We start from the raw sequence: 23,863 nt of genomic DNA, 5'->3' as shown, positions 1-23,863 counted from the left end.
ACGCGGGTTAGGCGACACGGAGGGATTGAAGTCCACTCAGCACCTCTTCCATGAGTTGCATCGACGGCCGTCCGGCGCGCGAGGGGGCGATGGCATCCGGGATCGGCACACTGGCGTTTAACAAGCCGTCACTGACGAGTTGTTCGGCGAGCATCAGGCCGACACTGGCCGGCAGCGCGAGATACGCGGCGATCTCGACCGCGGTGAGGGAACCGCCCGTCACCAACTCGACGACGCGGTGGTGCACCGGCGTGTGGTACGAGGACAGCGGAAGGCCGCTGGCACGCAGGGCCGTCAGCGTGTCGAGGGTGGCGGGCAACGGGGCGGCGCCACCGCTTCCGGTCGCGAGATACGCCGGGAGCAGCCGCCGCTGGTGCTGACCGCGGCTCATGACGCGCCGTCATGGGATCGCGCCGAGACAGACATGTGCTGCTCCCCCAGCTTCTTCGCCTGACGCGCCATCATGTGGACGACCACACCCATGTGCATCGAATCGTCGCCCGCGGCCGCGATCAAGGTGTTGGCACCGGCAGGCATGACCATGTAAGTGCCCTCGGCCACCTTCACCGTGACGGTCTCGATGGGGGTGTCCGCCGCGGCTCCCAGCACCGGTATGACGGCGGCGCGGGAGGCGGCGTGCAGTGCGGAGGTCATCGCGGCCACGCCGTCCGCGTCGTCGGCCGAAAGGTTCTCGGACCTGGCCTGGACCATCCCGTCGAGGGTCATGAGCAGGGCGTGGCGGACACCTGGTATCTCAGTGATGGGGGCCAGGTACCAGGTCTCGTTTTCGCCGTGGGGCATGGTCACTGCGTTTCCTCCGAATCAGTACCGGTTCGGCCGCTTTCAAGGCCGTCCTGGAATTCACTCCAGGCTTTGAGGGACCGCTCCGGGTCCGGGGCGCGGTAGGTGGGAGCGGCGAGTCCGCCGCCGGGTGCCGAGGGGCCACGGCGGCGACGCTGTGGCAGACCGTCCGCACTGTCCGGTACGGGAGTGCGCGGCTTCTCGTCGTCCCCCGCGCTCTCGGGGACCGAGGTGGGCCGCCTCTCCGCCTTCGGCGCCACGGCCGCGTGGGGAACCATGGCGGACGGCGGCTCGGCCTCCTCGTCGATCGAGGCCAGCAGGTTCGGGGGAATGGTCACCACAGCGCGCACCCCGCCATAGGGAGACGGATGGTCGATGGAGACGTCGAAGCCGTAGTCGGCGACGAGGCGGCCGATCGCGGCGAAACCCTGGGACGGCGGGTCGCCGAGCTCGGTGAGCATGACGTCCTGGGTGTCGGCCGATACCAGCCGCGCGCCCCGGGTCGCCGCTTCCGTGGTCATCCCCTTGCCGGCGTCGTCGACCGTGATGCAGACGTTGCCGTTTCCGCTCTGGATCAGACTGACATCCACCGCGAGGTCGTCACGGGAGTGCTCCAGGGCGTTGGCCATCAGCTCCGCGCAGGCCACGGCGATGGGCTCGGCGGCACGGCCGACGATCCCGACGTTGGAGGCGATCCGCGAATTGATCTTGATGCGGTCGAAACCACGGAGCCGGGAGGAGGCACCCGTGACGATCTCCGCCACGTAGGTGTCCTTGCGGACGTGCCCCGGCCACGCGCCGCACACGATGGCGGTCCGCTGGATGAGACGCAGATTCTGCTCGTTGAGATGGTCGGCGGTGAGCATCCGGTGCGTCAGGTGCCGCGACCCGGTGAACTCCCTCTGCAGGGCGTCGAGCTCCGACTGGAGCCGGTACGACAGCGCCTGCGAGTCCTGGCTCGCGCCGCGCAGGGCCGCACGGGCGGCGGCGTCCACACGACGGCGCTCCTTCAGGACCATCTCCGAGACCCGGGTGAGTACGGAGTCGAGGAGTTCCGCGTCCCCGGGCCCTGCCCCCTCTTCGTGCAGCAGCCCGGGTATGGGGTGGTGGGAGCTGATCAGGTGGAGCGGGACGGCCGGAAGCCGGGCGGAGACGAGATGCGTCACCTCGGCGCGCAACCGCTCCTCCTGGGCCTCGGCGCCCCGCTTGCGGGATTCGGCGTCATGCGAGCGGAATTCGGCGCCGCGCGTGCGGGATTCGGCGCTCTTCAGCGCCGCGTCCATTTCTCTGCACCGTCGCACCAGTTTGCGACGAGAGAGCGCCAGCAGCAGTGCGACGGCGGCCATGACCACGGTCACGGCGCCGAGCGCAAGGGCGGGTTCTGAGGGAGAGGTCACGGAAAAAGCGTCCTAGGGGTTCGAGGGGGGAACGGGCGAGTACGCCGATGCGGTCGGCGTGCCCCGCCCGTGGGGGTGGTGTGCGTCCAGGAGCGACGCGGATCGTCCGCCGGCCCTGGGCGACCGTGTGCGGGGCATGGAGAAGAGATCGTCCTTCCGGTACACAGAGTTCGTCCCTTCCGCGCCTCACAACCGCCGGCCTCCGACACAACCGCTGCACCGGTCATGCTTGCTCGGCTTTCATCGGGACTCCTTGGCGGACGGGGGCGACTCAGATACTTCCGCCATCAAGTGCTGCCGAATCTCGTTAAGAGATCACGCCAAAGCGTCGTCAGTTTAGGGGAGTTGACCTGCAACTCACAGCGCGTGTCGGCAGGCCCCGATGATCATGAGGGAAGAAATAGGGCCAGGTGGGGAGCAACTGCTGCACCATGAGTCGCTCGCGTTTCAGCTCCCCGGCAGGGGCGGGGCGGGCGTGTGAGGCTGGAGTCATGACCGAATTCAGCGAGGCCGAGCGCTTGTACCTCTCCTCCCAGCGACTGGGCCGGCTGGCCACCGTCGACCCGAAGGGCCAGCCGCAGGCCAACCCCGTGGGCTTCTTCCCCCAGGCGGACGGCACGATCCTGGTCGGCGGCTACGCGCTTGGCACCACCAAGAAGTGGCGGAACCTCCGGTCCAACCCCCGGGTGGCACTCGTGGTCGACGACATCGTGAGCCTGAAGCCGTGGAAGGTACGCGGCGTGGACATCCGGGGTGAGGCCGAATTGCTCACCGGACCCCACGAATTGGGGCCGCATTTCAGTGAGGAACTCATCAGGATCCATCCACGAAAGATTCACAGTTGGGGATTGGACGAAACGGGCTGATCCGGGCGCTCAGCCGACCGCGGCGGCCGCACGCAGGTGCCGGACCGCGTACGAACGCCACGGCCGCCACGCCGCGTGACCGGGCTCGCCGTCCGGTGCCACGTCGGGATCGCCCAGACCCCGCATCCGGATGAGCGCCGCCGTCCGGGCGCTCACACCGGGCACGGTGAGCAGCGCCCGCTCGGCCTCGTCCCGGCTCGCTCCGGCGTCCAGCCGTACGGTGCCGTCGGCGAGGGCGGTGGCGAGCGGACCGGCCACCGGGTCGTCCACCAGGGCGGCCGGTGCGGGAAAGAGCCGGGTGAGCGTCCCGCACGGGCGCTCGACCCGGTCCCCGTACGCCGCGACGAGCCGCCGCGCCCCGGCGGGGCCCGCGTGGACGCGCAGCGCGTACTCCTCGGGGTCCGCGGCGCCCGGCGCCCGCAGTCCGGGGCGGGCCGCGACGAACGGCGCGAGGAGCGGGTCGGCGCCGAGGCGCTCGTCCACGGCGTACGGATCGGCGTCGAGGTCGAGCAGGCGGCGCAGCCGTTGTACGGCGGTGGTGAGGTCGCGCAGGTCGGCGAGGTGGATCCGGGCCTCCAGCCACCCGGAGCGGGCCGTCCCGGTGGACGGAAGCGTCTCGTCCACCGAGACGACGCCGGGGCCGTGCGGCAGGCGCAGCGTCCGCCGGTAGGTGCGGGCGCCGGGCTCGCCGGTCACCTCCTCGACGAAGGGGAGCGCCTCGTCGGCGAGCAGGTCGAACATGTCGCGCGCCGCGTAGGCACCGCGGTACGCGAGCCGTAGCGGAATACCGGCGAGGGAGGGCGCGGCGGGGGCCCGTCCGCCCCGGGTGAGCGATTCGGCGCGCAGGCCGCTGGGCGTGCGGGCGTAGATCCGCCGGATCGTGTCGTTGAACTGGCGCACGCTCGCGAATCCGGCGGCGAAGGCGATCTCCGTGACCGGCAGGACGGTGGTCTGGAGCAACGTCCGCGCGGTGTGCGCGCGTTGGGCGCGGGCGAGGGCGACGGGCCCGGCGCCGAGTTCGGCGGTGAGCTGGCGCTGGACCTGCCGCGCGCTGTAGCCGAGCCGCCCGGCCAGTCCGGGTACGCCCTCACGGTCCACGATCCCGTCGCCGATCATCCGCATGGCGCGGCCGACGACGTCGGCCCGTACGTTCCACTCCGCCGACCCGGGTACGGCGTCGGGCCTGCACCTGCGGCAGGCGCGGAAGCCGTTGCCCTGGGCCGCGGCGGCGGTGGGGTAGAAGCGGACGTTCTCGCGCTTCGGGGTGACCGCCGGACAGCTGGGCCGGCAGTAGATGCCGGTGGTCCGGACGGCGAAGAAGAACGCGCCGTCGAACCGCGCGTCGCGGCTGGCCACCGCCTCGTACCGGGTCTCCTCGTCCATCACACCGTCCAGTCTGCGCCGCTTCCGGAGACAGCACTGGCGGGATTCGGACATGGGAGTGGGCCGGACCCCGTCGGAGGCCCGGCCCGCTCCGGGCACGCCTACCGGATACGCCCGCGCTTGGCCTCCATCGCCGCGCGCCCCTCCGCGCCCTTGAGCCGCCAGTCACGCCGGATCTCGGCCCGCAGCCGGGCGTCGGTCTTGGCGACGATGCGCTGGTTCTCGCGCAGCAGCTTGCGGTAACTCTCCAGCCGCCGCTCGGGCAGCGAACCGTCCTCCAGCGCGGCGAGCACGGCGCACCCCGGCTCACTGCCGTGGGCGCAGTCGTGGAACCTGCACCCCTCGGCCAGCTCCTCGATCTCGGCGAAGACCTGCCCCACGCCCTGCCCGGCGTCCCACAGCCCGACGCCCCGCAGCCCGGGGGTGTCGATGAGCACGCCGCCGCCGGGGAGCACGAGGAGATTGCGGGTGGTCGTGGTGTGCCGGCCCTTGCCGTCCACCTCACGGGTGGCGCGGACCTCCATGACGTCCTCGCCGAGCAGGGCGTTGGCGAGGGTGGACTTCCCGGCGCCCGAGACACCGAGCAGCACGCTCGTACTGCCGGAGACGACGGCGGAGAGCACGTCGACGCCCTCCCCCGTCGCCGCGCTGACGGCGAGGACCTGTACACCGGGCGCGGTGGTCCCGACATCCTCGACGAGATACGAGAGACCGGTCGGGTCCGGTACGAGGTCGGCCTTGGTGAGCACGACGAGCGGCTGCGCGCCGCTCTCCCAGGCCAGGGCCAGGAAGCGCTCGATACGCCCGAGATCCAGCTCGACGGCGAGCGGTACGGCGATGATCGCGTGGTCGACGTTGGCCGCGAGGATCTGGCCCTCGGAGCGCTTGGAGGAGGTGGACCGTACGAAAGCGGTACGACGGGGCAGCAGCGTCCGTACGTACCGCGGATCGCCGCCGGGATCGACCGCGACCCAGTCGCCGGTGCACACGACCTTCAGCGGATCGCGCGGCACCACGAACTCGGTGTCGGCCCGCACCATGCCGCCGGGAGTGACGACATCGCACTGACCTCGATCGACCCGTACGACACGGCCGGGCAGCAGACCCCGCGTGGCGTACGCGACGAACTCCGCCTCCCAGGCGTCGTCCCAGCCGTAGGGGGCGAGCGGATGCGAAGTGGAAGAAGCCTCGGAGAAGGCAACAGGGAGAGACAAGGGGAAACCCTTCACAAGGGCGGCCCCGGCACACGCGCCGATCAGGCGCGGAAGATGGGAAAGGTCAGCCGGAGACCACGGAAGTGACATGAACGATCAGCTGATTGCGGGCAACGCCCATCGCGTGGACAGCCATCGGTACACACCTCCCGGATCACACACGGCACGGCCGAGAGGACCGGATCGGCCCCTCGGAACATGAGGGAACCTAGCGCCTTCCCGGCGGGGCCCGCCACCCCATTTAGCGGCCGTTCCTCAGGGGCGCACGCGGGGCGAATCGGCCGATACGCGGGCGATCCATTTCCCTCGCCCTAAATCCCGGAGGGCGACGGGCTCGCGGTCGCGTTCGGGCCCGGCTTCACCACTACCGCTCTGCGTCTGCGGGCCGTGGCGGGGGCGGCGGACCCAGCGGCAGATCCGGCTCCGTGAAGTCGACGGGGATACCGACGATCATCCGCAGACCGGGGTGGGCCAGCGGCGCCAGCGCCTGCACCGACACATGGACCGCGCCGGCGAGCGGCAGGACCATCGGGCGCACCGTGGCGTAGGGGTGCAGGCTCATCTCCGCCCGCTCGTCCCCGTCCCAGAGGCGGCGCACCTCCGCCGACCGCCGCACCTGGCGCACCACCCGCTGGATACGGTCGTGCTCCAGGTCCACGACGGCGCTGCGGCGCAGCTCGGCGACCATGTAGGGCGCCCAGTGGGTCTCCCACTGCCGGCACTGCTCCCGTCCCTGGGAGGCGGGGGCGAGCAGTTCCTCCATGATGTTGGCGGCGGGACGCTGCATCCAGGGCCAGTGCCAGGCCGCGCGGCGGTTGTAGGCGAGAACGGTGTAGGTGTCGTCGCTCCAGTAGGCGCCGTGTCCGATGTGGTGCAGCATCCCGAGCAGGTCCTCGGGGACGTCCGGGTGTTCGGGGACGACCGCCCGCGGGGGCTGGTGACCGGACCAGACGTACAGGGCGGACGCCTCGGCCGGGTTCAGGCCCAGAATCCGGGCGCAGTCCCTGACGAGGTCCTTGCTGATCCGCCCCTCGCCGTGTTCGAGGCGCCGGTAGTGGCGCTCGTCCACTCCGAGCAGGTCGGCCATGATGCCCTGCGTGAGCCGCCCGCGCCGGTGCCGGTGCCGGGGCAGGGCGCTCATCCCGGGAATGTCGTCGGGATTCCGGCGGGCCCGCCACGTACGCATGATCTTCGGCATGTCCGCCTGAGGGGGCAGTTCCGCTCTCCCCATCTCGCCACCTCCGGGACCCACGCCGCCGGCGACGTCGCTGCCGATCGGCGCTTCCCATCCTGCCTCTCCGTGGCCGTGGCAGCACGCCGAAGGACCGGACACCGCGGTGTCCGGTCACTCCCGGACCCTTCCGTGAAGTGGCGACAGACGTTTCTGTGGGATCGGAGAGTTTCGTCCCCCGGAGAGGATCATGGAAGTTCTTGCTGTCCAGCCCATCGTCCAGAGCCTGCTCCCCGGTGCGGACCGGCACGTGTGGTCGCTGCCGGACACCGATCCCACGCAGGCCGCTCATGCCCGCAGGAAGGCCGCCGGTGTGCTCCAGCGGTGGCGGCTGCCGCGTGCCACCGTCGACGACGCGGTGCTCGTGGTGTGCGAGTTGGTGACCAACGCGATCCGTTACGGCCGAAGTCCCGTTCAGATCGCGCTCCACCGGGGCCAGGGGGCCCTGACGATCAGTGTCAGCGACCACGGCCGTGTCCCCTACCCGACGAAGGGGCTCGACCCGGACCCGGATCACGCCGGCGAATCCGGCCGTGGTCTGTCCATCGTCGCCGCGCTCGCCCATGCCCACGGGTACGAGGGGGGAGACTCGACAACGTTCTGGGCCCGGCTGCGCACACAGCCGACGGACCATCCCTAGGCCTAGACACGGCCTGGCGCACCGCGCCCGGCCGGGCCGTGGTGTGATGGTGCCGTGGGCCGCGCCGTGGAAGAGACCAATCGCCGCATGCTCCGCGTGCGGGACACGATGGACCGTGATTACGCGCAGCCGCTCGACGTCCCGGCGCTGGCGCGGATCGCCCATGTGTCGCAGGCGCACTTCACGCGGACCTTCCGCGCCACGTTCGGCGAGACGCCGCACCGTTATCTCCAGCGCAGGCGGGTCGAGCGCGCCATGTTCCTGCTGCGGGAGACCGACCGCAGCGTGACGGACATCTGCTACGAGGTCGGCTTCGGCAGCCCGGCGACCTTCAGCCGCACCTTCCACGACATCGTCGGCCGGCCGCCCAGGACGTACCGCAAGGAACGCGAGGCGGCGGCGCCCGCGGCCATGGGCGTACCGACGTGCTTCACGATGGCGTGGACACGCCCGCGCGCCTGACCGGCCCACGCGCCCGTGTCGCACTGAGAGCCGCCGACTGAGCAGTTCTGGACAAGTTTTCGCCCGGTCCGCGCCGTAGCGTGAAGAACATGTTCACCTCGATCACGCACTCACAGATCTACGTCCTCGACCAGGACGCGGCACTCGACTTCTACGTCAACACGCTCGGCCTGGAGGTCGGCGCCGACATCGACATGGGCTTCATGCGCTGGCTGACCGTCAACGTCCCCGGCCACCCCGACCGCCAGATCCTGCTGGAGAAGCCGGGCCCTCCGGCGATGTCCGAGGAGACCGCGCGGCAGGTCCGCGAACTGGTCACCAAGGGCGCTACGGGCGGCTCGCTCATCTTCAGCACGGACGACTGCCGCAAGACGTACGAGACGCTGCTGGCCCGCGGCGTCGAGTTCACCGAGGAGCCCACCGACCGCCCGTACGGCATCGACTGCGGCCTGCGCGACCCGTTCGGCAACAGCATCCGCTTCACCCAGCCGAAGTCGTAGCGGGCCCCGACCAGGGCCCCGACCCGGGCCTTGCCCCCGTACGGCCCGGGTCGGGGGAACAACAGGGTCGCGGAGCGCCCGGCCGCGGCGGCAGGATGGCCGTATGACTGGCAGCGACGCATCCACCGCACACCCGGCCGCCGGGGCTCCGGCGCACCTCGCACCCTTCACCGCCGACGACTACCGCGCCCGGATGGAACGGGCGGTGCGGGACGCCACCGGCGCCGGGCTGGCCGGGGTGCTCGTGGCGCCCGGCCCCGACATGGTCTGGCTCACCGGCTATCAGCCGCCGGCCGACACCGAGCGGCTGACGCTGCTGGTGCTCACCCCGGACGCCGGCCCCGTCCTCGTCGTGCCCAAGCTGGAGGCGCCCGACGCGGAGAAGGCCGTCGGCGCGCCCGCGTTGACGCTGCGCGACTGGACGGACGGCGTCGACCCGTACGGTGTGACCGCGCCCGCGCTCACCCCCACCGGCCGCTACGGCATCAGCGACAACACCTGGGCCCTGCACCTCATCGGTCTCCAGGAGACCCTGCCCGGCACCTCCTACACGCCGTTGGCGAACGCGCTCCCGATGCTGCGCGCGGTGAAGGACGCGCGCGAGGTGGCACGGCTCGCGGCGGCGGGCGCGGCGGCCGACGCCGCGTACGAGGAGATCAAGAAGGTGCCCTTCGCGGGCCGCCGGGAGACCGAGGTCGCCGCGGACCTCGCCGACCTGCTGCGCGCCTTCGGCCACTCCCAGGTCGACTTCACCGTCGTCGGCTCCGGCCCCAACGGCGCCAACCCCCACCACGAGGCCGGGATACGGGTCATCGGGGAGGGCGACATGGTGGTGCTGGACTTCGGCGGTCTGTGCGAGGGCTACGGCTCCGACACCTCCCGCACCGTGCACGTCGGCGAGCCCACCGAGGAGGAGCGGCGCGTCCACGAGCTGGTGCACGCGGCGCAGCGGGCCGCCTGCGAGGCGGTGCGGCCCGGCATCGCCTGCCAGGACGTGGACCGGGTGGCCCGCGCGGTGATCGCCGACGCCGGGTACGGCGAGTACTTCATCCACCGCACCGGACACGGCATCGGCGTCACCACCCACGAGCCGCCCTACATGGTCGAGGGCGAGGAACTGCCGCTCGTACCGGGCATGTGCTTCTCGGTGGAGCCCGGCGTCTACCTGCCGGGCCGCTTCGGCGTACGGATCGAGGACATCGTGACGGTCACCGGGACGGGCGGCCGTCGCCTCAACACCACGGAGCGGGGCCTGGCGGTGGTCGGCTGAGCACGGAGCGCCGGAGCGGCGGCCCGGGTCCTGGCCGGGCACGTCGGCCGGGTCGCGCGGCGCGTGGGCCGCGCTCGTCCCCGATCGCCGGACGGGCTCCGTTCGAGCCGGCCCGCGGCAACGGTGTTGGTCGCGCACCACACACAACGTGACGCTACGATCACGGTATGTTCTCGGCCTTCCGCGTTTCACGCCCGCTCCGGGCCCGCCCCCGAACGGCGGGCCCGGAGCGGGCGTTGTGGCTGGCCGTACTTCTCCTCGCGCTGCTCTACACGCACGGCGTCAACGGCCACAACGCCGCGGCGCACGCGTCCCCCCTCGCCGCGGTGACCGCGACGGCGGCGACGGATTTCGACGGCCACGATGTCGCGCCCGCCCAACACGACGGCGACGAGGCCGAGCACGGGTCGGAGAGCTGCGCCTCCGGTCAGCCTCCGTACCGCGCCGACCTGCCCGCTCGTGGCACGACCCCGCTCGGCTTCGCGGAACTGACGCAGGTCCACGCCCCCGCCTTCGCGGTACCGGCCGACGCCGTCCCCGCGTCCGGCATGTGGAGAGACCCGGCGATCCTGCGGGTGTAGAACGCCCTTCCGAACCGGTCGGCCGCTTCCTCGTACACCTAACGCACCCCGCCGGTCCGGCTGTTGACCGCCGCCCGACCCGTTCGGCGTGTGCGGCCCGTGCGACCCACGCGACCCGTTCGGCGAGCTTCCGCGTATCCCCACCTCAGCGATCGCGGCACACGCGAGCGCGACATCGCGCACCCACGCGAACGAAAGCGAATCCATGCGCCCTCAGCCCCCCACCGTCCCGACGCGTCCCCTCTCCTCCCTCCGTGCCGGCCCGGTCAGGGCCGCCACCCCGCACACCGCCCACAGCCTCTCCGGGCTGGTCGGCAACACCCCGCTGCTGCGTGTCGGCGAGCCCTTCGCCCCGGCGGGGCGGGGCTTCTGGGCCAAGCTGGAAGGCTTCAATCCCGGCGGCATCAAGGACCGGCCCGGGCTGTACATGGTCGAACGGGCCCGCGCACGGGGCGAGTTGGTGGCCGGCGGCAGGATCATCGAGTCGACCAGCGGCACCCTGGGACTGGGGCTTGCCCTCGCCGGGATCGTCCACGGCCACCCGGTCACCCTCGTCACCGACCCGGGGCTGGAGCTGTCGATGACCCGGCTGCTCACGGCGTACGGCGCCGAGATCGACACCGTCCCGGAGCCGCATCCGACCGGCGGCTGGCAGCAGGCGCGCCGCGAGCGCGTAACGCGACTGCTGGAGCGGCACCCCGGTTCCTGGTGCCCGGACCAGTACAACAACCCCGACAACACCGCCGCGTACACCCCTCTGGCCCTCGAACTCGCCTCCCAGCTCGGCCATATCGACACCCTGGTGTGCAGCGTGGGCACCGGCGGCCACTCCGCCGGGATCTCGCGGGTGCTGCGCCAGCTCTACCCGGAGCTGCGCGTCGTCGGGGTGGACACCATCGGCTCGACGATCTTCGGGCAGCCGGCCCGCACCCGGCTGATGCGCGGGCTCGGATCGAGCATCCACCCGCGCAACGTCGCGTACGAGAACTTCGACGAGGCGCACTGGGTCGCGCCGTCCGAGGCGGTGCGGACCTGTCGCGAACTCGCGACGTCCCACTACGCCACCGGCGGCTGGAGCGTCGGCGCCGTCGCCCTGGTGGCGGGCTGGCTGGCCCGGACCGGGTCCGCCGACTCCCGGATCGTCGCGGTCTTCCCGGACGGTCCCCAGCGCTATCTCGGCACGGTGTACGACGACGAGTACTGCGCCGCGTACGGGCTGCTGGACGCGGCCCCGGCGGCCGAACCGGAGGTGATCGGCCGGCTCGACGAGAAGGAGGTCACCCGCTGGACACGGTGCGCCGAGGTCGTCGACCCGCTCACCCTGACCGACCACGAGGGTGCCGCCAACTCCCTTGCGGAGGAGGTCCGGTGAAGGGGGTGATCACGCAGGTGCGCTCGCACGAGCGCGGCGTCCAGTTGCTGATGGTCAATCAGTTCACCATCAATCTGGGCTTCTACATGCTGATGCCGTACCTCGCCGCCCATCTCTCCGGCACCCTGGGGCTGGCCGGCTGGCTGGTCGGATTCGTCCTGGGCGTAAGGAACTTCAGCCAGCAGGGGATGTTCCTGGTCGGCGGGACGCTGGCCGACCGGTTCGGCTACAAGCCCCTGATCGTCGCCGGGTGCGTCCTGCGCACGGTCGGCTTCGCGACGCTCGGCCTGGTGGACTCGCTGCCCGCGCTGCTCGCCGCATCGGCCGCCACCGGCTTCGCCGGCGCGCTGTTCAACCCGGCCGTCCGGGCGTATCTCGCGGCCGACGCCGGGGAGCGCCGGGTGGAGGCGTTCGCGCTGTTCAACGTCTTCTACCAGGCGGGCATCCTGCTCGGCCCCCTGGTGGGCATGGTGCTGACGGGCGTGGACTTCAGGGTCACCTGCCTCGTCTCGGCCGGGATCTTCGCGTTGCTGAGCATCGTCCAGATCCGGGCGCTCCCGGCCCGCCGGGCCGCCGACGCGGACGTGCGTGACGCGGAGGGCAGACGCACGAGCACGCTCGCCCAATGGCGCTCGGTGCTGGCCAACCGGCCGTTCCTGCTCTTCTCGGCCGCGATGACCGGCTCGTACGTACTGACCTTCCAGGTCTATCTGGCGCTTCCGCTGGAGGTACGACGGGTGGGCGGCGACGGGGAGTTCGGCACCGCCGCCGTGGCGCTGCTCTTCGCCGTCTCCGGGCTCGGCACCATCCTGTTCCAGCGGCGGGTGACCGCGTGGTGCGGGGCCCGCGCGGAGCCGGGACGCGCGCTCGGCCTGGGGCTTGCCGTCATGGGGCTCGCGTTCCTGCCGCTCCTCGCGGCCACCGCGATTCCCGTACCCGGCGCGGGAGTCGGCCGGTGGGCGCTGGCGGCCGTACCGTCGGCGATCGCCGCGCTGCTGCTCGCGCTGGGCACGATGATCGCGTACCCCTTCGAGATGGACACCATCGTCCGGCTCGCCGGTGACCGTCTCGTCGCCACCCACTACGGGCTCTACAACACCATCTGCGGTATCGGCATCACGCTCGGGAATCTCCTCACCGGCGCGGCACTCGACGCGGCGCGGAAGGCCGGCGTCTCCGCGCTGCCGTGGTTGGCGCTGTTCGCGCTCGGGATGGTCTGTGCCGCGGCGCTCGGCGCACTGCGCCGCGGCGGGCGGCTCGCATCGCCGGTCCCGTCCGAAACCCGGCCCGCGACCGCGACCGCCTGAGACCCCCCGGGGCCGGGCGCCAAGGCCCGGTCCCGGGGGGCACCGGTTCACTGGTTCAGCAGTTCGCCGGTTCAGCAGTTCGGTACGCCGGGCAGCCACGCCTCCACCACGTCGATGAAGATGTTGGAGATGTAGCCGCCGAAGGCCGGGAGATAGGACCAGCCGTCATTGGTGATGCCGTCCACGGTGATCCGCTGGCCGTGGACCTGGCACTTGACGTTGACCGTCGTGGGTCCGGGCAGTCGCGCCACCTCGGCCGAGGCGGTCGTCGCCTGCTGACGGATACGGACGTCCGTGCCCCAGGTGGGGAAGGACTTGCCCGTCTGGTCGCCGGTCCAGAGATAGGTGACCGTCACCCAGCCGTTGTCGTTCAGGCCGACGTTGTAGAAGGTGCCGTCGGCGAGATCGATCCCGGCCGGGTTGAGAACGACGCGGCCGGAGCCGTCCTTGCCGCCGTTGTAACCGCTCTCGTACGCCGCCTGCGCCTCGGGCTTGCCCTGGGGCAGATCCTTGAACATCTCGCGGGTCGGGGACGGGTTCCAGTAGTCGTCCTTGATGTTCCACGGCCCCACGTCCCACACCGGCGCGGTCTCGCAGCGAGCGGGACCGCAGACCTGTACGGAGTACTGGCCGCTGCCGTTGGGCGACAGGCCCCGTCGCGAGGGCAGCGCGACGAAGTGGTCGTTCGGCTTGATGATGTGGCCGTTGGCGGTCGTACCGCCGACGAGTCCCTCACGGGTGGCGTAGACCCGTGCGCTGAAGGCGGTGGCGCCCGCCGATGTCCGTGGCGCGGCCCCCTTCTCGGCCGTCAGCCGCAGGCTCCGGACGCGGGCCTCTCCCTCCTCGTCCCAGAGGGTGATCCGGGCCTGCACGGTGGTGACCTCGCGCGGCAGGACCGCCGGGCCCCGGTCCGCCGGGATCCACTCGGTCCAGGCGCCCCGAGCGGAGCGCCCGCGCACGTCGACAACCACCTCGGCGTCGGCGTCCGAGGGGGTGTCGACGTCCAGTTCGGCGCCGACCCGGTTGACGGGGGCGTCGAGTTCTTCGGGGGCGAGCACCTGGGTGCCGTAGCCTCGCCCGGCCTCCGCCGACGCGGGGCGGAAAGCGGTGCTCCGGACGCTCAACGCGCCCCGCGTGTAACGGACGTTGACGTCGTCCGAGGTGATGCGCGTCAGATCCGCCGACCAGGAGGCCGGTGCGGACGCTACGCGCGTGGATTTCTGGCCGTCGGCCGCCCCGGCCGGTGGCGTGGCGACAGCCACACCCACGCAGGCGAGTAGGGACAGCGCCGCGGTGATCCGGCGCCGGTGGGCGGGTCTCGCTCGGTCCTTCATGCCGGTCTCCTCCTGTGGGGGATGGAACCCGGCATACGCTAGTGATGGTGTCATGTAACCGACAAGAGCCCGAACCCGCGAGAGCCCGAACCGGCAAGGGGCCCGGTCTCACGCGGTACGGACGCGGGCAGGGGCGTGATGACGCAGCGCCGCGTGCGGGTCCGTCTCCTCGGGGGTGGTGGCGGGGTCGGCGTGGACCAGGGCGGCGGTCAGTTTCGGCACGGCGTGCAGCAGGGCGTGCTCGGCCCCGACCGCGACGCGGTGCGCCTGACGCACCGTCAGATCGCCGTCCACCACGACCGCGACCTCGGCACGCAGCCGGTGCCCGATCCAGCGCAGCCGCAGCTCCCCCACCCCCCGTACGCCCGGGACCTCCAGCAGGGCCAGCTCGGCGGCGTCCACGAGCGCGGGGTCGACGGCGTCCATGACGCGGCGGAACACCTCGCGGGCGGCGTCGCGCAGGACGAACACGATCGCGGCGGTGATGAGCAGGCCGACGATCGGGTCGGCGAGCCGCCAGCCGATCGCGGCGCCCCCCGCGCCCAACAGGACGGCGAGCGAGGTGAAGCCGTCGGTACGGGCGTGCAGCCCGTCGGCGACCAGGGCCGCCGAGCCGATCTCCCGGCCGACACGGATGCGGTAGCGGGCGACCCACTCGTTGCCGATGAAGCCGACCACGGCCGCGGCGGCGACGGCCGGCAGATAGCTGATCCGCTGCGGGTCGAGCAGCCGGTCGACAGCGGTCCACGCGGCGAATACGGCCGAGGCGGCGATGGTCAGCACGATGACGATGCCGGCGACGTCCTCGGCCCGCCCGTACCCGTAGGTGAATCGGCGGGTGGCCGCGCGCCGCCCCAGGACGAACGCGACGGCGAGCGGTAGCGCGGTGAGCGCGTCGGCGGCGTTGTGGACGGTGTCGCCCAGCAGCGCCACCGAGCCGGACAGGATCACGACCACCACCTGCGCGAGCGCCGTCGTGCCGAGCACGGCCAGCGAGACCCACAGCGCGCGCATGCCCTTCGCCGACGATTCGAGGGCGGAGTCGATCTTGTCGGCCGATTCGTGGGAGTGGGGCGTGCGGAGGTGGCCGGCGGTGTGCCGCCAGCGGGCGAGCCGCCCGCCCCGGCCTTCGTGGTGCGCGTGGCCGTGATCGTGATCGTGAGGGGCGTGGGGGCGGTCGTCCGCGTGGCCGTGGGGGCGACCATGAGGGGCGTGGGAGTGTCCGTGCGGGTCGTTCATGGGATCACCTTCCGACGCGCGGGCAGGGGCCGGGCAGGGAACGGAGGGGCCGGGTGGACAGCGGCGTACCCCGTTCGCCATTATGTGCATATGAACGCACGCATGCAACTGTCACCTGCGCATGATGCGCACCCGCCCATCCCGGGCGAGGAGCAGTTCACCCTCGCCGCGGAGGTCTTCGCCGTCCTCGCCGACCGCACGCGGCTGGTCCTGCTGCACGCGCTGGCGGGCGGCGAGGCGGACGTGACCACGCTGACGGAGAAGTCCGGCGCGGCCCGCCCCGCCGTGAGCCAGCACCTCGCCAAGCTCCGGCTCGCCGGTCTGGTCGTCACGCGCAAGGAGGGCCGCCGGGTCGTCTACAGCCTCCGCGACGGCCATCTGCGGCGCGTGGTCGACGAGGCGCTGAGCCTGGCAGACCACCAGCTCGACGGCCGCCCCTCGCACGACTGAGGACACCTTCCGTACAACCGTTCGTTCGCCGCGCGTGTCTCCCCTTCCACACCCGGTTCGCCACTCGGTCGGTGCGCGGGTCCTCGGAGGGGCACATGACAGCTGCGTCACAGGCACACACACCACTGCGACTCACGGCGGGAGCGGTCGTCGCCGCGGCGGTCGGCTGGTCGCTGATGGCGGCACCCGGTGGCGCTGTCGCCGCCGAACAGGCCGAGCCCGGAGCCGAGTTGGTCTTCGAGCAGACGGCCACGCCCATCGAGGGCGTGGCGCCCGGGGAATCGGCCCAGGTGTCGTTCGCGGTCAAGAACAAGGGCGACGCGCCCGCCACGCGTGTGGTGCTCCACCTCGGTGGCTCGCAGGGACTGGCCTACGGCAAGAAGTACTCCAACTGCGTGTACGAGGAGACGCCCGCCCAGGACGAGGGCCCGGCGCAGATGAACGCGGTGTGCGACATCGAGCAGATCCTTCAGCCTGGCGTCGTCTACGAGCCCGCCGAGCCGATCGGTCTGAACATCCTGGACCGGGCGCTGTACGAACGGCTCAACGTCAACATCCTCGCGGGCATCGCCACGGTCCCCGACGGCACGCGGCACGGCGACGGCGCCGACCCGGTGCTGAAGCTCGTCGCGCGGGCCGCGCCCGAGGCGCCCGGCACCGTCCACGGCCCCGAACTCGGCGTCGACATCACCGCCGAGAACACGGCGGACTTCGCGCTGACCGGTTCGAAGGTGAAGGGCACGGCGGGCCGGACGGTGAATGCGAAGGTCACCTTCGCCAACAAGGGCCCGGCCTGGGCGAGGAACGACGTCTACGGGCCGATCGGTGTCTTCGACGTCGGGATCCCGAAGGGGACGAAGGTCACGAAGGTCCCGGAGTTCTGCGAGCCGGCCGAGGCGGCGGCGACCTACCGGTGCACCACGCCGTACAACTACGCCGACGAGGACAGCGAGCGCGCGTACGTCTTCGGGTTGCGGATCGACAAGGTCGTCGCGAACGCCACGGGCGAGGTGGCGTTCGTCAAGGGCGACCACCGGTGGGGGACGCTGCCGTTCGACAGGAACCGCACCAACAACACGGCCGAGATCGTCGTCAACGAGTCGGCCGGCGGGGCGGCTTCGGGCGGGACGAGCGGCGGAACGAACGGCGGGTCGAGCGCCGGCACGAGTGGTGGCACGACCGGCGGAACCAGTGGCGGTACGGATGGCGGTACGGGGTCCACGGGCGGCACCGGCACCGGCACCCAGCTCGACGAGCTGGCCGAGACCGGCGCCGGAGACGGCACGCTCCTCGTCGGCGGAGCCGCCCTTGCCCTGCTGGCGGCCGGAGGGGCAGCCGTCGCCGTCCGCCGTCGCACGTCCTGATCGCCTGAGATGAGGTGGTGAGGTGCCGGTCCCGCTCAGCGACCGGCACCTGTCCGCTCCACATCCGCCGGGATCACCGCCGCCGCCGGCCGGGACGGCGGGTACGGCCTCCGTCTGGCCGAACTGTTCGAATACGGTCCGGGGTCGGGGCCCGACGGTCGCACCGCCGGTCGTCGAGGGCCGACCGCCACCGCGGAAAGCCACACGGCGCGCCCCGGGGAGAGAGGCGGATCCCTGCGGCGCGCCATACGCTCATCCCCATGAGCATCGACCGGCGCGTGCTGCTTCGTGGCATGGGCTGGGCCGCCGCAGCGAGTGCGGGCCTCACCCTGGCCGCCGACGCCGCCGGGAGAGCCGGCGAGGACGGGCCCGCCCCTCGCTCGCGCCCGCAGGCACGCCCGGAGCGCCCGCTCCGCTGGGCCAGTGCCGCGCCCGCCGTCGAGCCCCGGACGTTCTGGCAGGAGAAGCCCCCGCCCCGGCGGAAGCCGGAGCGTACGGCGAACGACGTGAAGGCCGTCTTCATCCACCACACCAGCAGCCCCAACGACTACACGCGCCCCGAGGTCCCCGGTCTCATCCGCACCTTCGCCGTCGACCACGTCGACAACCGGCAGTGGGACGACATCGGCTACAACTTCCTCGTGGACCGGGGCGGCGTCATCTACGAGGGGCGCGCGGGCGGCATCAACAACCCGGTCGTCGGCGCGCACACCCTCGGCTTCAACGTCGCCACGGTCGGCATCGCCGCGATAGGCGACTTCAGCGACGGCTCACCGGTGCCCGAGCCCATGGTCGACGCGCTCACCCGGCTGATCGCGTGGAAGCTCGGCCTGTACGGGGTGGATCCGCGCGGTACGACGACGCTGGTGTCCACCAACGACGGCAGCCGCTACAAGAAGGGCACCCGGCAGATCTTCCGTACGGTGTCGGGGCACCGCGACGGCTATTCGACGCACTGTCCGGGCGGCGCGCTGTACGAACAGCTCCCCGGGATACGCGAACGGGCCGCACGGCTCCAGGGGCGTCCGGAGGACTAGGGCCTCGTTCTGGTCAGGTGAGCGCGCGGTGCATGATGTGCAGCCCGACGTAGCCGTGCACCGGATGGCGGAAGCCCTCGGGGAGCGTGCCGAGCACCGTGAAGCCGAGTGACTCGTACAGCTTCACCGCGTGCGTGTTGGTCTCCACGACGGCGTTGAACTGCATCGCGCGAAAGCCCGCCGTCCGCGCCCACTCCAGGCTGTACTCGCACAGCGCCCGGCCCACGCCCCGGCCCGCGTGCGCGGGGTCGACCATGTAGCTGGCGCTCGCGATGTGCGCGCCGTTGCCCAGGTGGTTGTTGTTCATCTTGGCGGTGCCGAGGACCGTGCCCGCGTCGTCGACGGCGACGACCGTACGGTTCGGCGGGGCCAGCAGCCACCAGTCGCGCGCGTCCTCCTCGCCGAGGTCGGTCGGATAGGTGAACGTGTCCCCGGCGGCGACGATCCGGTGGAAGAACGGCCAGACGGCGGCCCAGTCCTCGCGGGTGGCTTCCCTGATCAGCATGGGGTCAGCATGCCGGGGCGCCGGCCGGGACCGCCAACGCTTTCCGGACATGGCACCCGGTCGAAGGCGTCCGCACCCACGGTCCACACCCGCGTCCCACCGTGTGTCGCCGTGTGTCGCCGTGTGTCGCCGTGTGTCGCCGTGTCCCACCGTGTGTCGCCGATGGCGGCGGGTACACGCGAGGGCATGGTTGAGAAGACGACTGTCCTTGTCCTGGACTGTGCCGAACCCATGGAGCTGGCCGAGTTCTACGCCGGTCTGCTCGACGCCGAGATCCGCCCGTGGGCCGACCCCGACTACCTGGAGGTCGTCGGAAAGAGCGGCGTCCGGCTGGCCGTCCACCGCGATCACGGCTACGCGCCGCCGAGTTGGCCCCGGCCCGACGACTCCCAGCAGGCGCATCTGCGGATCCTCGTGAAGCGGGGCGAGATGGACGAGGCCGAGCGTGAGGCGGTGGGGCTCGGTGCCAGGCCGGTGGAGGCCAGGAACAACAGCGGCCCGCGCGACGTGCGGACGTACTCCGATCCGGCCGGTCACTCGTTCACGCTCGCCGTGTCGCCCGAGCCCGCGCGACGGCCCGACCCCGTGAGCGGCTCCGCCACCGGTGACACAGCCGCCGGTGACGTATAACGGGATCGTCCCGTCGGTCGCGGCGCGACGTCCGCGGCGTGCGTTGAAGGTGGTTGTCGGATGAGGCTCACGGTCCTCGGCGGCGGGGGCTTCCGGCTCCCCCTGGTGTACGGCGCGCTGCTCGGCGACCACGCCGAGGGCCGGGTCACCGATGTCGTCCTCCACGACGTGGACACCGCCCGGCTGACCGCCGTCGCCCGGGTACTCGCCGACCAGGCGGCGGGTGTGCCCGACGCGCCGCGGGTCACCGTCACCACCGACCTGGACGAGGCGATCCGGGGCGCCGACTTCGTGTTCTCGGCGATCCGGGTCGGCGGTCTCGAAGGCCGCGCGGCGGACGAGCGTGTGGCGCTTGCCGAGGGGGTGCTCGGTCAGGAGACCGTCGGGGCCGGCGGTATCGCGTACGGGCTGCGCACCGTGCCCGTCGCCGTCGACATCGCGCGCCGGGTCGCCCGGCTCGCCCCGGACGCCTGGGTCATCAACTTCACCAATCCCGCCGGGCTGGTCACCGAGGCGATGGCGCGCCATCTCGGCGACCGGGTCATCGGTATCTGCGACTCGCCCGTGGGGCTCGGCCGCCGCGTCGCGCGCGTCCTGGGCGGCGACCCCGGCACCGCTTTCATCGACTACGTCGGCCTCAACCATCTCGGCTGGCTGCGCGGCCTGCGCATCGACGGCCGCGACCAACTCCCCCGGCTGCTCGCCGATCCCGGACTGCTGGGCTCGATCGAGGAGGGCAGGCTGTTCGGCGCGGACTGGCTCCGGTCCCTCGGCTCGATCCCCAACGAGTATCTGCACTACTACTACTTCAACCGCGAGACCGTACGCGCCTACCGTGCGGCCGAGCGCACGCGTGGCGCCTTCCTGCGGGACCAACAGGCCGTTTTCTACGCGGAGATGGAGCGGCCCGACACCCCCGCGCTGGCGACCTGGGACCGTACCCGCGCCGAACGCGAGGCCACGTACATGGCGCACAACCGCGAGGCGGCCGGCGCGGGTGAACGGGCTGTCGAGGACCTGGAATCGGGCGGGTACGAGAAGGTCGCCCTCGCGCTGATGCGGGCCATCGCGCACGACAGCCGGGCGACGCTCATCCTCAACGTCCGCAACGGCACGACGCTTTCGGTGCTGGACTCCGACGCCGTCATCGAGGTCCCGTGCCTCGTGGACGCGAACGGCGCCCATCCGGTGGCGGTGGCGCCGCTGCCGTACCACGCCACCGGTCTGGTCTGCGCGGTGAAGGCGGTCGAGCGTGAGGTGCTGGCGGCGGCGGAGAGCGGTTCGCGTACGACGGCGGTCAAAGCGTTCGCGCTGCATCCGCTCGTCGACTCGGTGACCGTGGCGCGGCGGCTGGTGGACGGCTACGCGGACGTCCATCCCGGCCTCGCCCACCTGCGCTGACACGGCGAGGCCGGTGGCCGGCGGCGGTGGACCGGCGGCGGCGAGGAGCGCGCGATCACCCCGCCGCCGGGTCTCCCGACTTCTCGGGCGTGGTCGGAGGCCGCGAGATGCCGGCCACCTGACTTCGGTGCGGGGTGGCGACGGCCGTGTCCGGCGTACGCGGTGTGAAGCGGACCGGCAGCGACCTCAGGGCTCGGAGGAACGGGCCCGGCCGCCAGGTGAGTTGGTCGCGCGGCGTGAGGAGTTCCAGGTCGGGCAGCCACTGGGTGATCCGCTCGATGGCCTCGGTCGCGATGAGCAACGCGTGCTGTTTGACGGGGCACTTGTGCGCGCCCGCGCCCCAGGACAGATGCGAGGCGTCGTGCGGGTGGTGCGGCACGTCGGCGGCGTCCTGTTCGGAGAAGTAGCCGACCGCTCCGTACGAGACGATGACGGGCACCGCCTTGCGCACCCATACGCCGTGGAAGCTCAGCGACTCGCGGGCGTAGAGGATGCCGTAGTTGGCCAACGGGGTCTCGTGGCGCAGCACTTCGAGGACCGCGTCCATGACGGGCCGGGAGCCGCTGGTGAGGGTGGAGTAGTAGGAGGGGTTGCCGAGCATCCGCGACAGCGCGTTGGCGACGAGGTTCGCCGTGGGCTCGTGGCCGGCGGCCATCGTGAGGAAGACCTGCCAGACGACCTCCTCGTACGCGAGGTCCGCCGGGTGGTCGATCAGCCAACTCGTCAGGTCGTCACCGCGCTTGAGGGTCTTGGCGGTGACGAGTTCCGTGACGTACCGGCCGTACTCCGCCTCGCCGGCCGCGGCCTCGTCGCCGCCCTCCATGAGCCGGCCGATCGAGTTGTGGAGCCTGGCGCTCTCGCTGTCGGGAAGGCCGAAGAGGTTGTTGAAGATCAGCGTCATCAGCGGGCGGGCGAAGTCGTCCACGAGGTCCGCGCCGCCCGCCGGACCGAACCCGCCGACCAGCAGGTCCACCGCGCGGTGCACGCGCTCGCGCAGGTCGTGCGGCTCGACCAGGTCGAAGCCGTCGACGAGCGCGGTGCGGTAACGCCGGTGCGCGGCACCGTCGTTGAACAGCGGGTTGGGGCGCCACTTCAGCATGCTGAGGATCGGTGAGTCCGGGGCGGCGGTGGACTCCCACTCCCTGGAGTCGTGCAGCCAGGTGTCGGGGTCGTGCAGGATGTCGAGGGCGGCCCGGCGGTCGGTGACGATGTACGCGGGCTCGCCGGGGGCGAGTTCGCCCCAGCCGACGGGGCCCTGTGCCCTGAGGGCCTCGTAGCGGCCGTGCGGGTCGGCGGCGAAGCCCTCGTCCCAGAGCCGGACCGGCGCCGAGAGGGAGAAGGCCCTCGCGGGCGCGGGATAGGAAGTCACCAGGTCACCGGCTCTCCGTGGCGGGGCCGGTGCCGACGGCGTGGCCCATTATCAGGTACTGGACGAGCGCGAGCAGCGCGTCGATGGAGGAGTTGGTGTCGCGGGCGTCGCAGACGATCATGGGCGTGCCGGGCTCCAGGTCCAGCGAACCGCGCAACTGCTCCTCCGTGTAGGTGCGCGCGTCGGGAAAGGTGTTGAGCGCGACGGCGTACGGCAGCCCCGACTCCTCGACCAGACCGAGCACGTCGAAGGAGTCGTCGATCCGGCGCGTGTCGACGAGGACGAGAGCGCCGAGCGCCCCGTGGGCGATGTCGGCCCACAGCGAGCGGAAGCGCTCCTGCCCCGGGGTGCCGAAGAGATAGAGCACGACCCCGGCGTCCACGCTGATCCGCCCGAAGTCGATGGCGACGGTCGTGGTCGTCTTGTCGCGTACGCCCGCGAGGTCGTCCACGGAGACGGACGCCTCGGTGAGGTGTTCCTCGGTGTGCAGCGGGCGGATCTCGGACACCGAGTCGATCAGCGTGGTCTTGCCCACGCCGAACGGGCCCGCCACCAGGATCTTCGCCAACTCGCTGGTGGTGTCGGGCAGATGCAGCCCGTCCACGCCGGGTCCGACGGTGCTACTGCTTGAGGGCGCGGAGGCCATCGGCCACTCTCTTCAACAGGTCGGGTGCGGGCAGGGCTGCCAGGGGGACCGGCGCGCGCAGGCTCACCAGCCCCTGGTCCGCCAGCTCGGCGGCAAGTACGCGTACGGCGGAGACCGGCAGCTCCAGCAGGGCGGCGGCCTCCACGAGGGTGAGAGTCCCGCCGTCGAGCACGTCGAAGAGGGCGTGCCGGGCGGCGGGCAGTCCGTCGGGGGCGGGCCCGGCACCCCCGGTCAGCAGCGAAAGGCGCTCCAGTTCGGTGTGGCTCGGCCGAGCCACCCCGCCGGTGGACAGATAGGCGGGAACGAGTGGGCGACCGCTCCTGCGGCCGGTCATACCGGAGCGCCGCCCTCCGCCGCGCGAGGTGCGGCGGTCATCGTTTTCTCGCCGAGTCTGGCCACCTGTGAGTGCACCCGGTGGGCGAGCAGGTCGAGCCGTACCTCGGAGGTTCCGTACGCGGCCACACAAGTGCCGTGCGAGGTGGGCGCGACCAGGATGTAGCCGTGGTCGGACTCGATGACGATCTGGCGGATCTCCGCGTCGTCGTGGTCTGCGAAGGCGGCGGCGGCCGTACGGCACGCCCCTTGCACGGTGCTGGTGATCGCCGCCGTGCGTTCGGCGGTGGCCTGGGTGAGCGCGTCCGTGTAACCGGAGACGAGGCCGTCCCTGGTGAGGAGGACGGCTGCCCGCACATGCGGGATTTCCAGGATCGGATCGAGCACCCACGCCGTTTCGCCGGCGTCGCGGCTTCTCATCGCGGGTCGTTCCCTTCGGGGTCGGCGGTGGATCGTGCCGCTGCGGTGCCGGTCTGGAGCGCGCCGAGTGCCGCGGCGGAGTCTTCGGGGGTACGGGCGGGGGGCCCGGCC

26 protein-coding genes are annotated in these 23,863 nt (G+C 71.9%); 13 read left to right on the top strand and 13 right to left on the bottom strand.

Annotated elements, in window-relative coordinates; translation table 11 throughout:
* Window positions 1-7 precede the first annotated feature (7 nt).
* From P3L51_RS15815 to P3L51_RS15805, 3 genes are read right to left on the bottom strand one after another with little or no spacing between them, the layout of a single operon-like run.
* Window positions 8-391, bottom strand: coding sequence for a DUF742 domain-containing protein (locus tag P3L51_RS15815; RefSeq protein WP_354605851.1), 384 nt, complete (start codon window positions 389-391; stop codon window positions 8-10).
* Complete coding sequence (locus P3L51_RS15810) at window positions 388-801, bottom strand: roadblock/LC7 domain-containing protein (protein ID WP_354605850.1); 414 nt, start codon at window positions 799-801, stop codon at window positions 388-390. The genes P3L51_RS15815 and P3L51_RS15810 overlap by 4 nt, the downstream gene beginning before the upstream one ends.
* A gap of 2 nt (window positions 802-803) precedes the next feature.
* Window positions 804-2,198: an ATP-binding protein gene (locus P3L51_RS15805; protein ID WP_354605849.1), complete on the bottom strand. Its 1,395-nt coding sequence runs from the start codon at window positions 2,196-2,198 to the stop codon at window positions 804-806.
* A 491-nt stretch (window positions 2,199-2,689) separates the two neighbouring features.
* Between P3L51_RS15805 and P3L51_RS15800 the strand changes: the two genes are divergently transcribed.
* Window positions 2,690-3,064 carry a PPOX class F420-dependent oxidoreductase gene (locus P3L51_RS15800; RefSeq protein ID WP_354605848.1) on the top strand — a complete coding sequence of 125 codons (375 nt, stop codon included), beginning with the start codon at window positions 2,690-2,692 and terminating at the stop codon, window positions 3,062-3,064.
* A gap of 9 nt (window positions 3,065-3,073) precedes the next feature.
* On the opposite strand, the gene P3L51_RS15795 is transcribed toward P3L51_RS15800, so the two are convergent.
* The 3 genes from P3L51_RS15795 to P3L51_RS15785 all read right to left on the bottom strand — a co-directional run bounded on the left by P3L51_RS15795 (window position 3,074) and on the right by P3L51_RS15785 (window position 6,892).
* Window positions 3,074-4,447, bottom strand: a complete 1,374-nt coding sequence (locus P3L51_RS15795; protein WP_354605847.1) for a bifunctional transcriptional activator/DNA repair enzyme AdaA — start codon at window positions 4,445-4,447, stop codon at window positions 3,074-3,076.
* Between the two features lie 101 nt (window positions 4,448-4,548).
* Window positions 4,549-5,661: a ribosome small subunit-dependent GTPase A gene (gene rsgA, locus P3L51_RS15790; protein WP_354605846.1), complete on the bottom strand. Its 1,113-nt coding sequence runs from the start codon at window positions 5,659-5,661 to the stop codon at window positions 4,549-4,551.
* Window positions 5,662-6,025: 364 nt separating this feature from the next.
* Window positions 6,026-6,892 (bottom strand): helix-turn-helix domain-containing protein, encoded by an 867-nt coding sequence (locus P3L51_RS15785; RefSeq protein WP_354605845.1) that lies wholly within the window; start codon window positions 6,890-6,892, stop codon window positions 6,026-6,028.
* A gap of 190 nt (window positions 6,893-7,082) precedes the next feature.
* Here P3L51_RS15785 and P3L51_RS15780 point away from each other — a divergent pair, with 190 nt between their 5' ends.
* From P3L51_RS15780 to P3L51_RS15750, 7 genes are all read left to right on the top strand, one after another.
* Entirely contained in the window at window positions 7,083-7,532 is a 450-nt protein-coding gene (locus tag P3L51_RS15780; protein WP_354605844.1) for an ATP-binding protein, read from the top strand.
* Window positions 7,533-7,586: 54 nt separating this feature from the next.
* Window positions 7,587-7,994 carry a helix-turn-helix domain-containing protein gene (locus P3L51_RS15775; RefSeq protein WP_354605843.1) on the top strand — a complete coding sequence of 136 codons (408 nt, stop codon included), beginning with the start codon at window positions 7,587-7,589 and terminating at the stop codon, window positions 7,992-7,994.
* An 89-nt stretch (window positions 7,995-8,083) separates the two neighbouring features.
* Complete coding sequence (locus P3L51_RS15770) at window positions 8,084-8,494, top strand: VOC family protein (RefSeq protein ID WP_354605842.1); 411 nt, start codon at window positions 8,084-8,086, stop codon at window positions 8,492-8,494.
* 103 nt (window positions 8,495-8,597) lie between these two features.
* Window positions 8,598-9,764, top strand: coding sequence for an aminopeptidase P family protein (locus P3L51_RS15765; RefSeq protein ID WP_354605841.1), 1,167 nt, complete (start codon window positions 8,598-8,600; stop codon window positions 9,762-9,764).
* Window positions 9,765-9,931: 167 nt separating this feature from the next.
* Window positions 9,932-10,345, top strand: coding sequence for a hypothetical protein (locus tag P3L51_RS15760; RefSeq protein WP_354605840.1), 414 nt, complete (start codon window positions 9,932-9,934; stop codon window positions 10,343-10,345).
* A gap of 205 nt (window positions 10,346-10,550) precedes the next feature.
* Window positions 10,551-11,717: a PLP-dependent cysteine synthase family protein gene (locus P3L51_RS15755; RefSeq protein WP_354605839.1), complete on the top strand. Its 1,167-nt coding sequence runs from the start codon at window positions 10,551-10,553 to the stop codon at window positions 11,715-11,717.
* A complete protein-coding gene (locus tag P3L51_RS15750; RefSeq protein ID WP_354605838.1) occupies window positions 11,714-13,024 on the top strand; it encodes an MFS transporter in 1,311 nt (436 codons plus the stop codon). Before P3L51_RS15755 ends, P3L51_RS15750 begins: the two co-directional genes overlap by 4 nt.
* Before the next feature lie 71 nt (window positions 13,025-13,095).
* On the opposite strand, the gene P3L51_RS15745 is transcribed toward P3L51_RS15750, so the two are convergent.
* Window positions 13,096-14,358, bottom strand: coding sequence for a DUF8814 domain-containing protein (locus tag P3L51_RS15745; protein ID WP_354605837.1), 1,263 nt, complete (start codon window positions 14,356-14,358; stop codon window positions 13,096-13,098).
* Window positions 14,359-14,466: 108 nt separating this feature from the next.
* On the bottom strand, window positions 14,467-15,597 hold the full coding sequence (locus tag P3L51_RS15740; protein ID WP_354605836.1) for a cation diffusion facilitator family transporter: 1,131 nt from the start codon (window positions 15,595-15,597) through the stop codon (window positions 14,467-14,469).
* Between the two features lie 102 nt (window positions 15,598-15,699).
* Here P3L51_RS15740 and P3L51_RS15735 point away from each other — a divergent pair, with 102 nt between their 5' ends.
* The 3 genes from P3L51_RS15735 (at window position 15,700) to P3L51_RS15725 (ending at window position 18,448) form a co-directional block, all read left to right on the top strand.
* Window positions 15,700-16,047, top strand: a complete 348-nt coding sequence (locus tag P3L51_RS15735; RefSeq protein WP_435594453.1) for an ArsR/SmtB family transcription factor — start codon at window positions 15,700-15,702, stop codon at window positions 16,045-16,047.
* A 95-nt stretch (window positions 16,048-16,142) separates the two neighbouring features.
* Window positions 16,143-17,411 (top strand): peptidase, encoded by a 1,269-nt coding sequence (locus P3L51_RS15730; RefSeq protein WP_354605834.1) that lies wholly within the window; start codon window positions 16,143-16,145, stop codon window positions 17,409-17,411.
* A 260-nt stretch (window positions 17,412-17,671) separates the two neighbouring features.
* Entirely contained in the window at window positions 17,672-18,448 is a 777-nt protein-coding gene (locus P3L51_RS15725; RefSeq protein ID WP_354605833.1) for a peptidoglycan recognition protein family protein, read from the top strand.
* A gap of 13 nt (window positions 18,449-18,461) precedes the next feature.
* On the opposite strand, the gene P3L51_RS15720 is transcribed toward P3L51_RS15725, so the two are convergent.
* Entirely contained in the window at window positions 18,462-18,953 is a 492-nt protein-coding gene (locus P3L51_RS15720; protein ID WP_354605832.1) for a GNAT family N-acetyltransferase, read from the bottom strand.
* Window positions 18,954-19,139: 186 nt separating this feature from the next.
* Here P3L51_RS15720 and P3L51_RS15715 point away from each other — a divergent pair, with 186 nt between their 5' ends.
* Both P3L51_RS15715 and P3L51_RS15710 read left to right on the top strand, forming a co-directional pair.
* Window positions 19,140-19,583: a VOC family protein gene (locus tag P3L51_RS15715; protein WP_354605831.1), complete on the top strand. Its 444-nt coding sequence runs from the start codon at window positions 19,140-19,142 to the stop codon at window positions 19,581-19,583.
* 60 nt (window positions 19,584-19,643) lie between these two features.
* Window positions 19,644-20,984 (top strand): 6-phospho-beta-glucosidase, encoded by a 1,341-nt coding sequence (locus P3L51_RS15710; protein WP_354605830.1) that lies wholly within the window; start codon window positions 19,644-19,646, stop codon window positions 20,982-20,984.
* 55 nt (window positions 20,985-21,039) lie between these two features.
* Here the strand turns inward: P3L51_RS15710 and P3L51_RS15705 are convergent, their stop codons facing one another.
* From P3L51_RS15705 to P3L51_RS15690, 4 genes are read right to left on the bottom strand one after another with little or no spacing between them, the layout of a single operon-like run.
* A complete protein-coding gene (locus P3L51_RS15705; protein ID WP_354605829.1) occupies window positions 21,040-22,353 on the bottom strand; it encodes a cytochrome P450 family protein in 1,314 nt (437 codons plus the stop codon).
* Window positions 22,354-22,357: 4 nt separating this feature from the next.
* Entirely contained in the window at window positions 22,358-22,999 is a 642-nt protein-coding gene (locus P3L51_RS15700) for a GTP-binding protein (RefSeq protein WP_354605828.1), read from the bottom strand.
* A complete protein-coding gene (locus P3L51_RS15695; RefSeq protein ID WP_354605827.1) occupies window positions 22,974-23,333 on the bottom strand; it encodes a DUF742 domain-containing protein in 360 nt (119 codons plus the stop codon). The genes P3L51_RS15700 and P3L51_RS15695 overlap by 26 nt, the downstream gene beginning before the upstream one ends.
* Window positions 23,330-23,752, bottom strand: a complete 423-nt coding sequence (locus tag P3L51_RS15690; protein WP_354605826.1) for a roadblock/LC7 domain-containing protein — start codon at window positions 23,750-23,752, stop codon at window positions 23,330-23,332. The genes P3L51_RS15695 and P3L51_RS15690 overlap by 4 nt, the downstream gene beginning before the upstream one ends.
* Between the last annotated feature and the right edge of the window lie 111 nt (window positions 23,753-23,863).

Origin of the sequence: Streptomyces panacea (assembly GCF_040560175.1) — a bacterium.
GTDB classification, from domain to species: domain Bacteria; phylum Actinomycetota; class Actinomycetes; order Streptomycetales; family Streptomycetaceae; genus Streptomyces; species Streptomyces panacea.
Note: the sequence above shows the minus strand (reverse complement) of the source record. Positions and strands in the feature narration are given on the sequence as shown.

Bases quoted from the DNA above. Each gene is read 5' to 3' on its own strand.
- P3L51_RS15810 (WP_354605850.1), bottom strand. From the start codon at position 801: ATGCCCCACGGCGAAAACGAGACCTGGTACCTGGCCCCCATCACTGAG.
- P3L51_RS15740 (WP_354605836.1), bottom strand. From the start codon at position 15,597: ATGAACGACCCGCACGGACACTCCCACGCCCCTCATGGTCGCCCCCAC.
- P3L51_RS15710 (WP_354605830.1), top strand. From the start codon at position 19,644: ATGAGGCTCACGGTCCTCGGCGGCGGGGGCTTCCGGCTCCCCCTGGTG.
- P3L51_RS15735 (WP_435594453.1), top strand. From the start codon at position 15,700: ATGCAACTGTCACCTGCGCATGATGCGCACCCGCCCATCCCGGGCGAG.
- P3L51_RS15785 (WP_354605845.1), bottom strand. From the start codon at position 6,892: ATGGGGAGAGCGGAACTGCCCCCTCAGGCGGACATGCCGAAGATCATG.
- P3L51_RS15695 (WP_354605827.1), bottom strand. From the start codon at position 23,333: ATGACCGGCCGCAGGAGCGGTCGCCCACTCGTTCCCGCCTATCTGTCC.
- P3L51_RS15690 (WP_354605826.1), bottom strand. From the start codon at position 23,752: ATGAGAAGCCGCGACGCCGGCGAAACGGCGTGGGTGCTCGATCCGATC.
- P3L51_RS15765 (WP_354605841.1), top strand. From the start codon at position 8,598: ATGACTGGCAGCGACGCATCCACCGCACACCCGGCCGCCGGGGCTCCG.
- P3L51_RS15780 (WP_354605844.1), top strand. From the start codon at position 7,083: ATGGAAGTTCTTGCTGTCCAGCCCATCGTCCAGAGCCTGCTCCCCGGT.
- P3L51_RS15720 (WP_354605832.1), bottom strand. From the start codon at position 18,953: ATGCTGATCAGGGAAGCCACCCGCGAGGACTGGGCCGCCGTCTGGCCG.
- P3L51_RS15800 (WP_354605848.1), top strand. From the start codon at position 2,690: ATGACCGAATTCAGCGAGGCCGAGCGCTTGTACCTCTCCTCCCAGCGA.
- P3L51_RS15755 (WP_354605839.1), top strand. From the start codon at position 10,551: ATGCGCCCTCAGCCCCCCACCGTCCCGACGCGTCCCCTCTCCTCCCTC.
- P3L51_RS15715 (WP_354605831.1), top strand. From the start codon at position 19,140: ATGGTTGAGAAGACGACTGTCCTTGTCCTGGACTGTGCCGAACCCATG.
- P3L51_RS15760 (WP_354605840.1), top strand. From the start codon at position 9,932: ATGTTCTCGGCCTTCCGCGTTTCACGCCCGCTCCGGGCCCGCCCCCGA.
- P3L51_RS15795 (WP_354605847.1), bottom strand. From the start codon at position 4,447: ATGGACGAGGAGACCCGGTACGAGGCGGTGGCCAGCCGCGACGCGCGG.
- P3L51_RS15725 (WP_354605833.1), top strand. From the start codon at position 17,672: ATGAGCATCGACCGGCGCGTGCTGCTTCGTGGCATGGGCTGGGCCGCC.
- P3L51_RS15815 (WP_354605851.1), bottom strand. From the start codon at position 391: ATGAGCCGCGGTCAGCACCAGCGGCGGCTGCTCCCGGCGTATCTCGCG.
- P3L51_RS15770 (WP_354605842.1), top strand. From the start codon at position 8,084: ATGTTCACCTCGATCACGCACTCACAGATCTACGTCCTCGACCAGGAC.
- P3L51_RS15730 (WP_354605834.1), top strand. From the start codon at position 16,143: ATGACAGCTGCGTCACAGGCACACACACCACTGCGACTCACGGCGGGA.
- P3L51_RS15700 (WP_354605828.1), bottom strand. From the start codon at position 22,999: ATGGCCTCCGCGCCCTCAAGCAGTAGCACCGTCGGACCCGGCGTGGAC.
- P3L51_RS15745 (WP_354605837.1), bottom strand. From the start codon at position 14,358: ATGAAGGACCGAGCGAGACCCGCCCACCGGCGCCGGATCACCGCGGCG.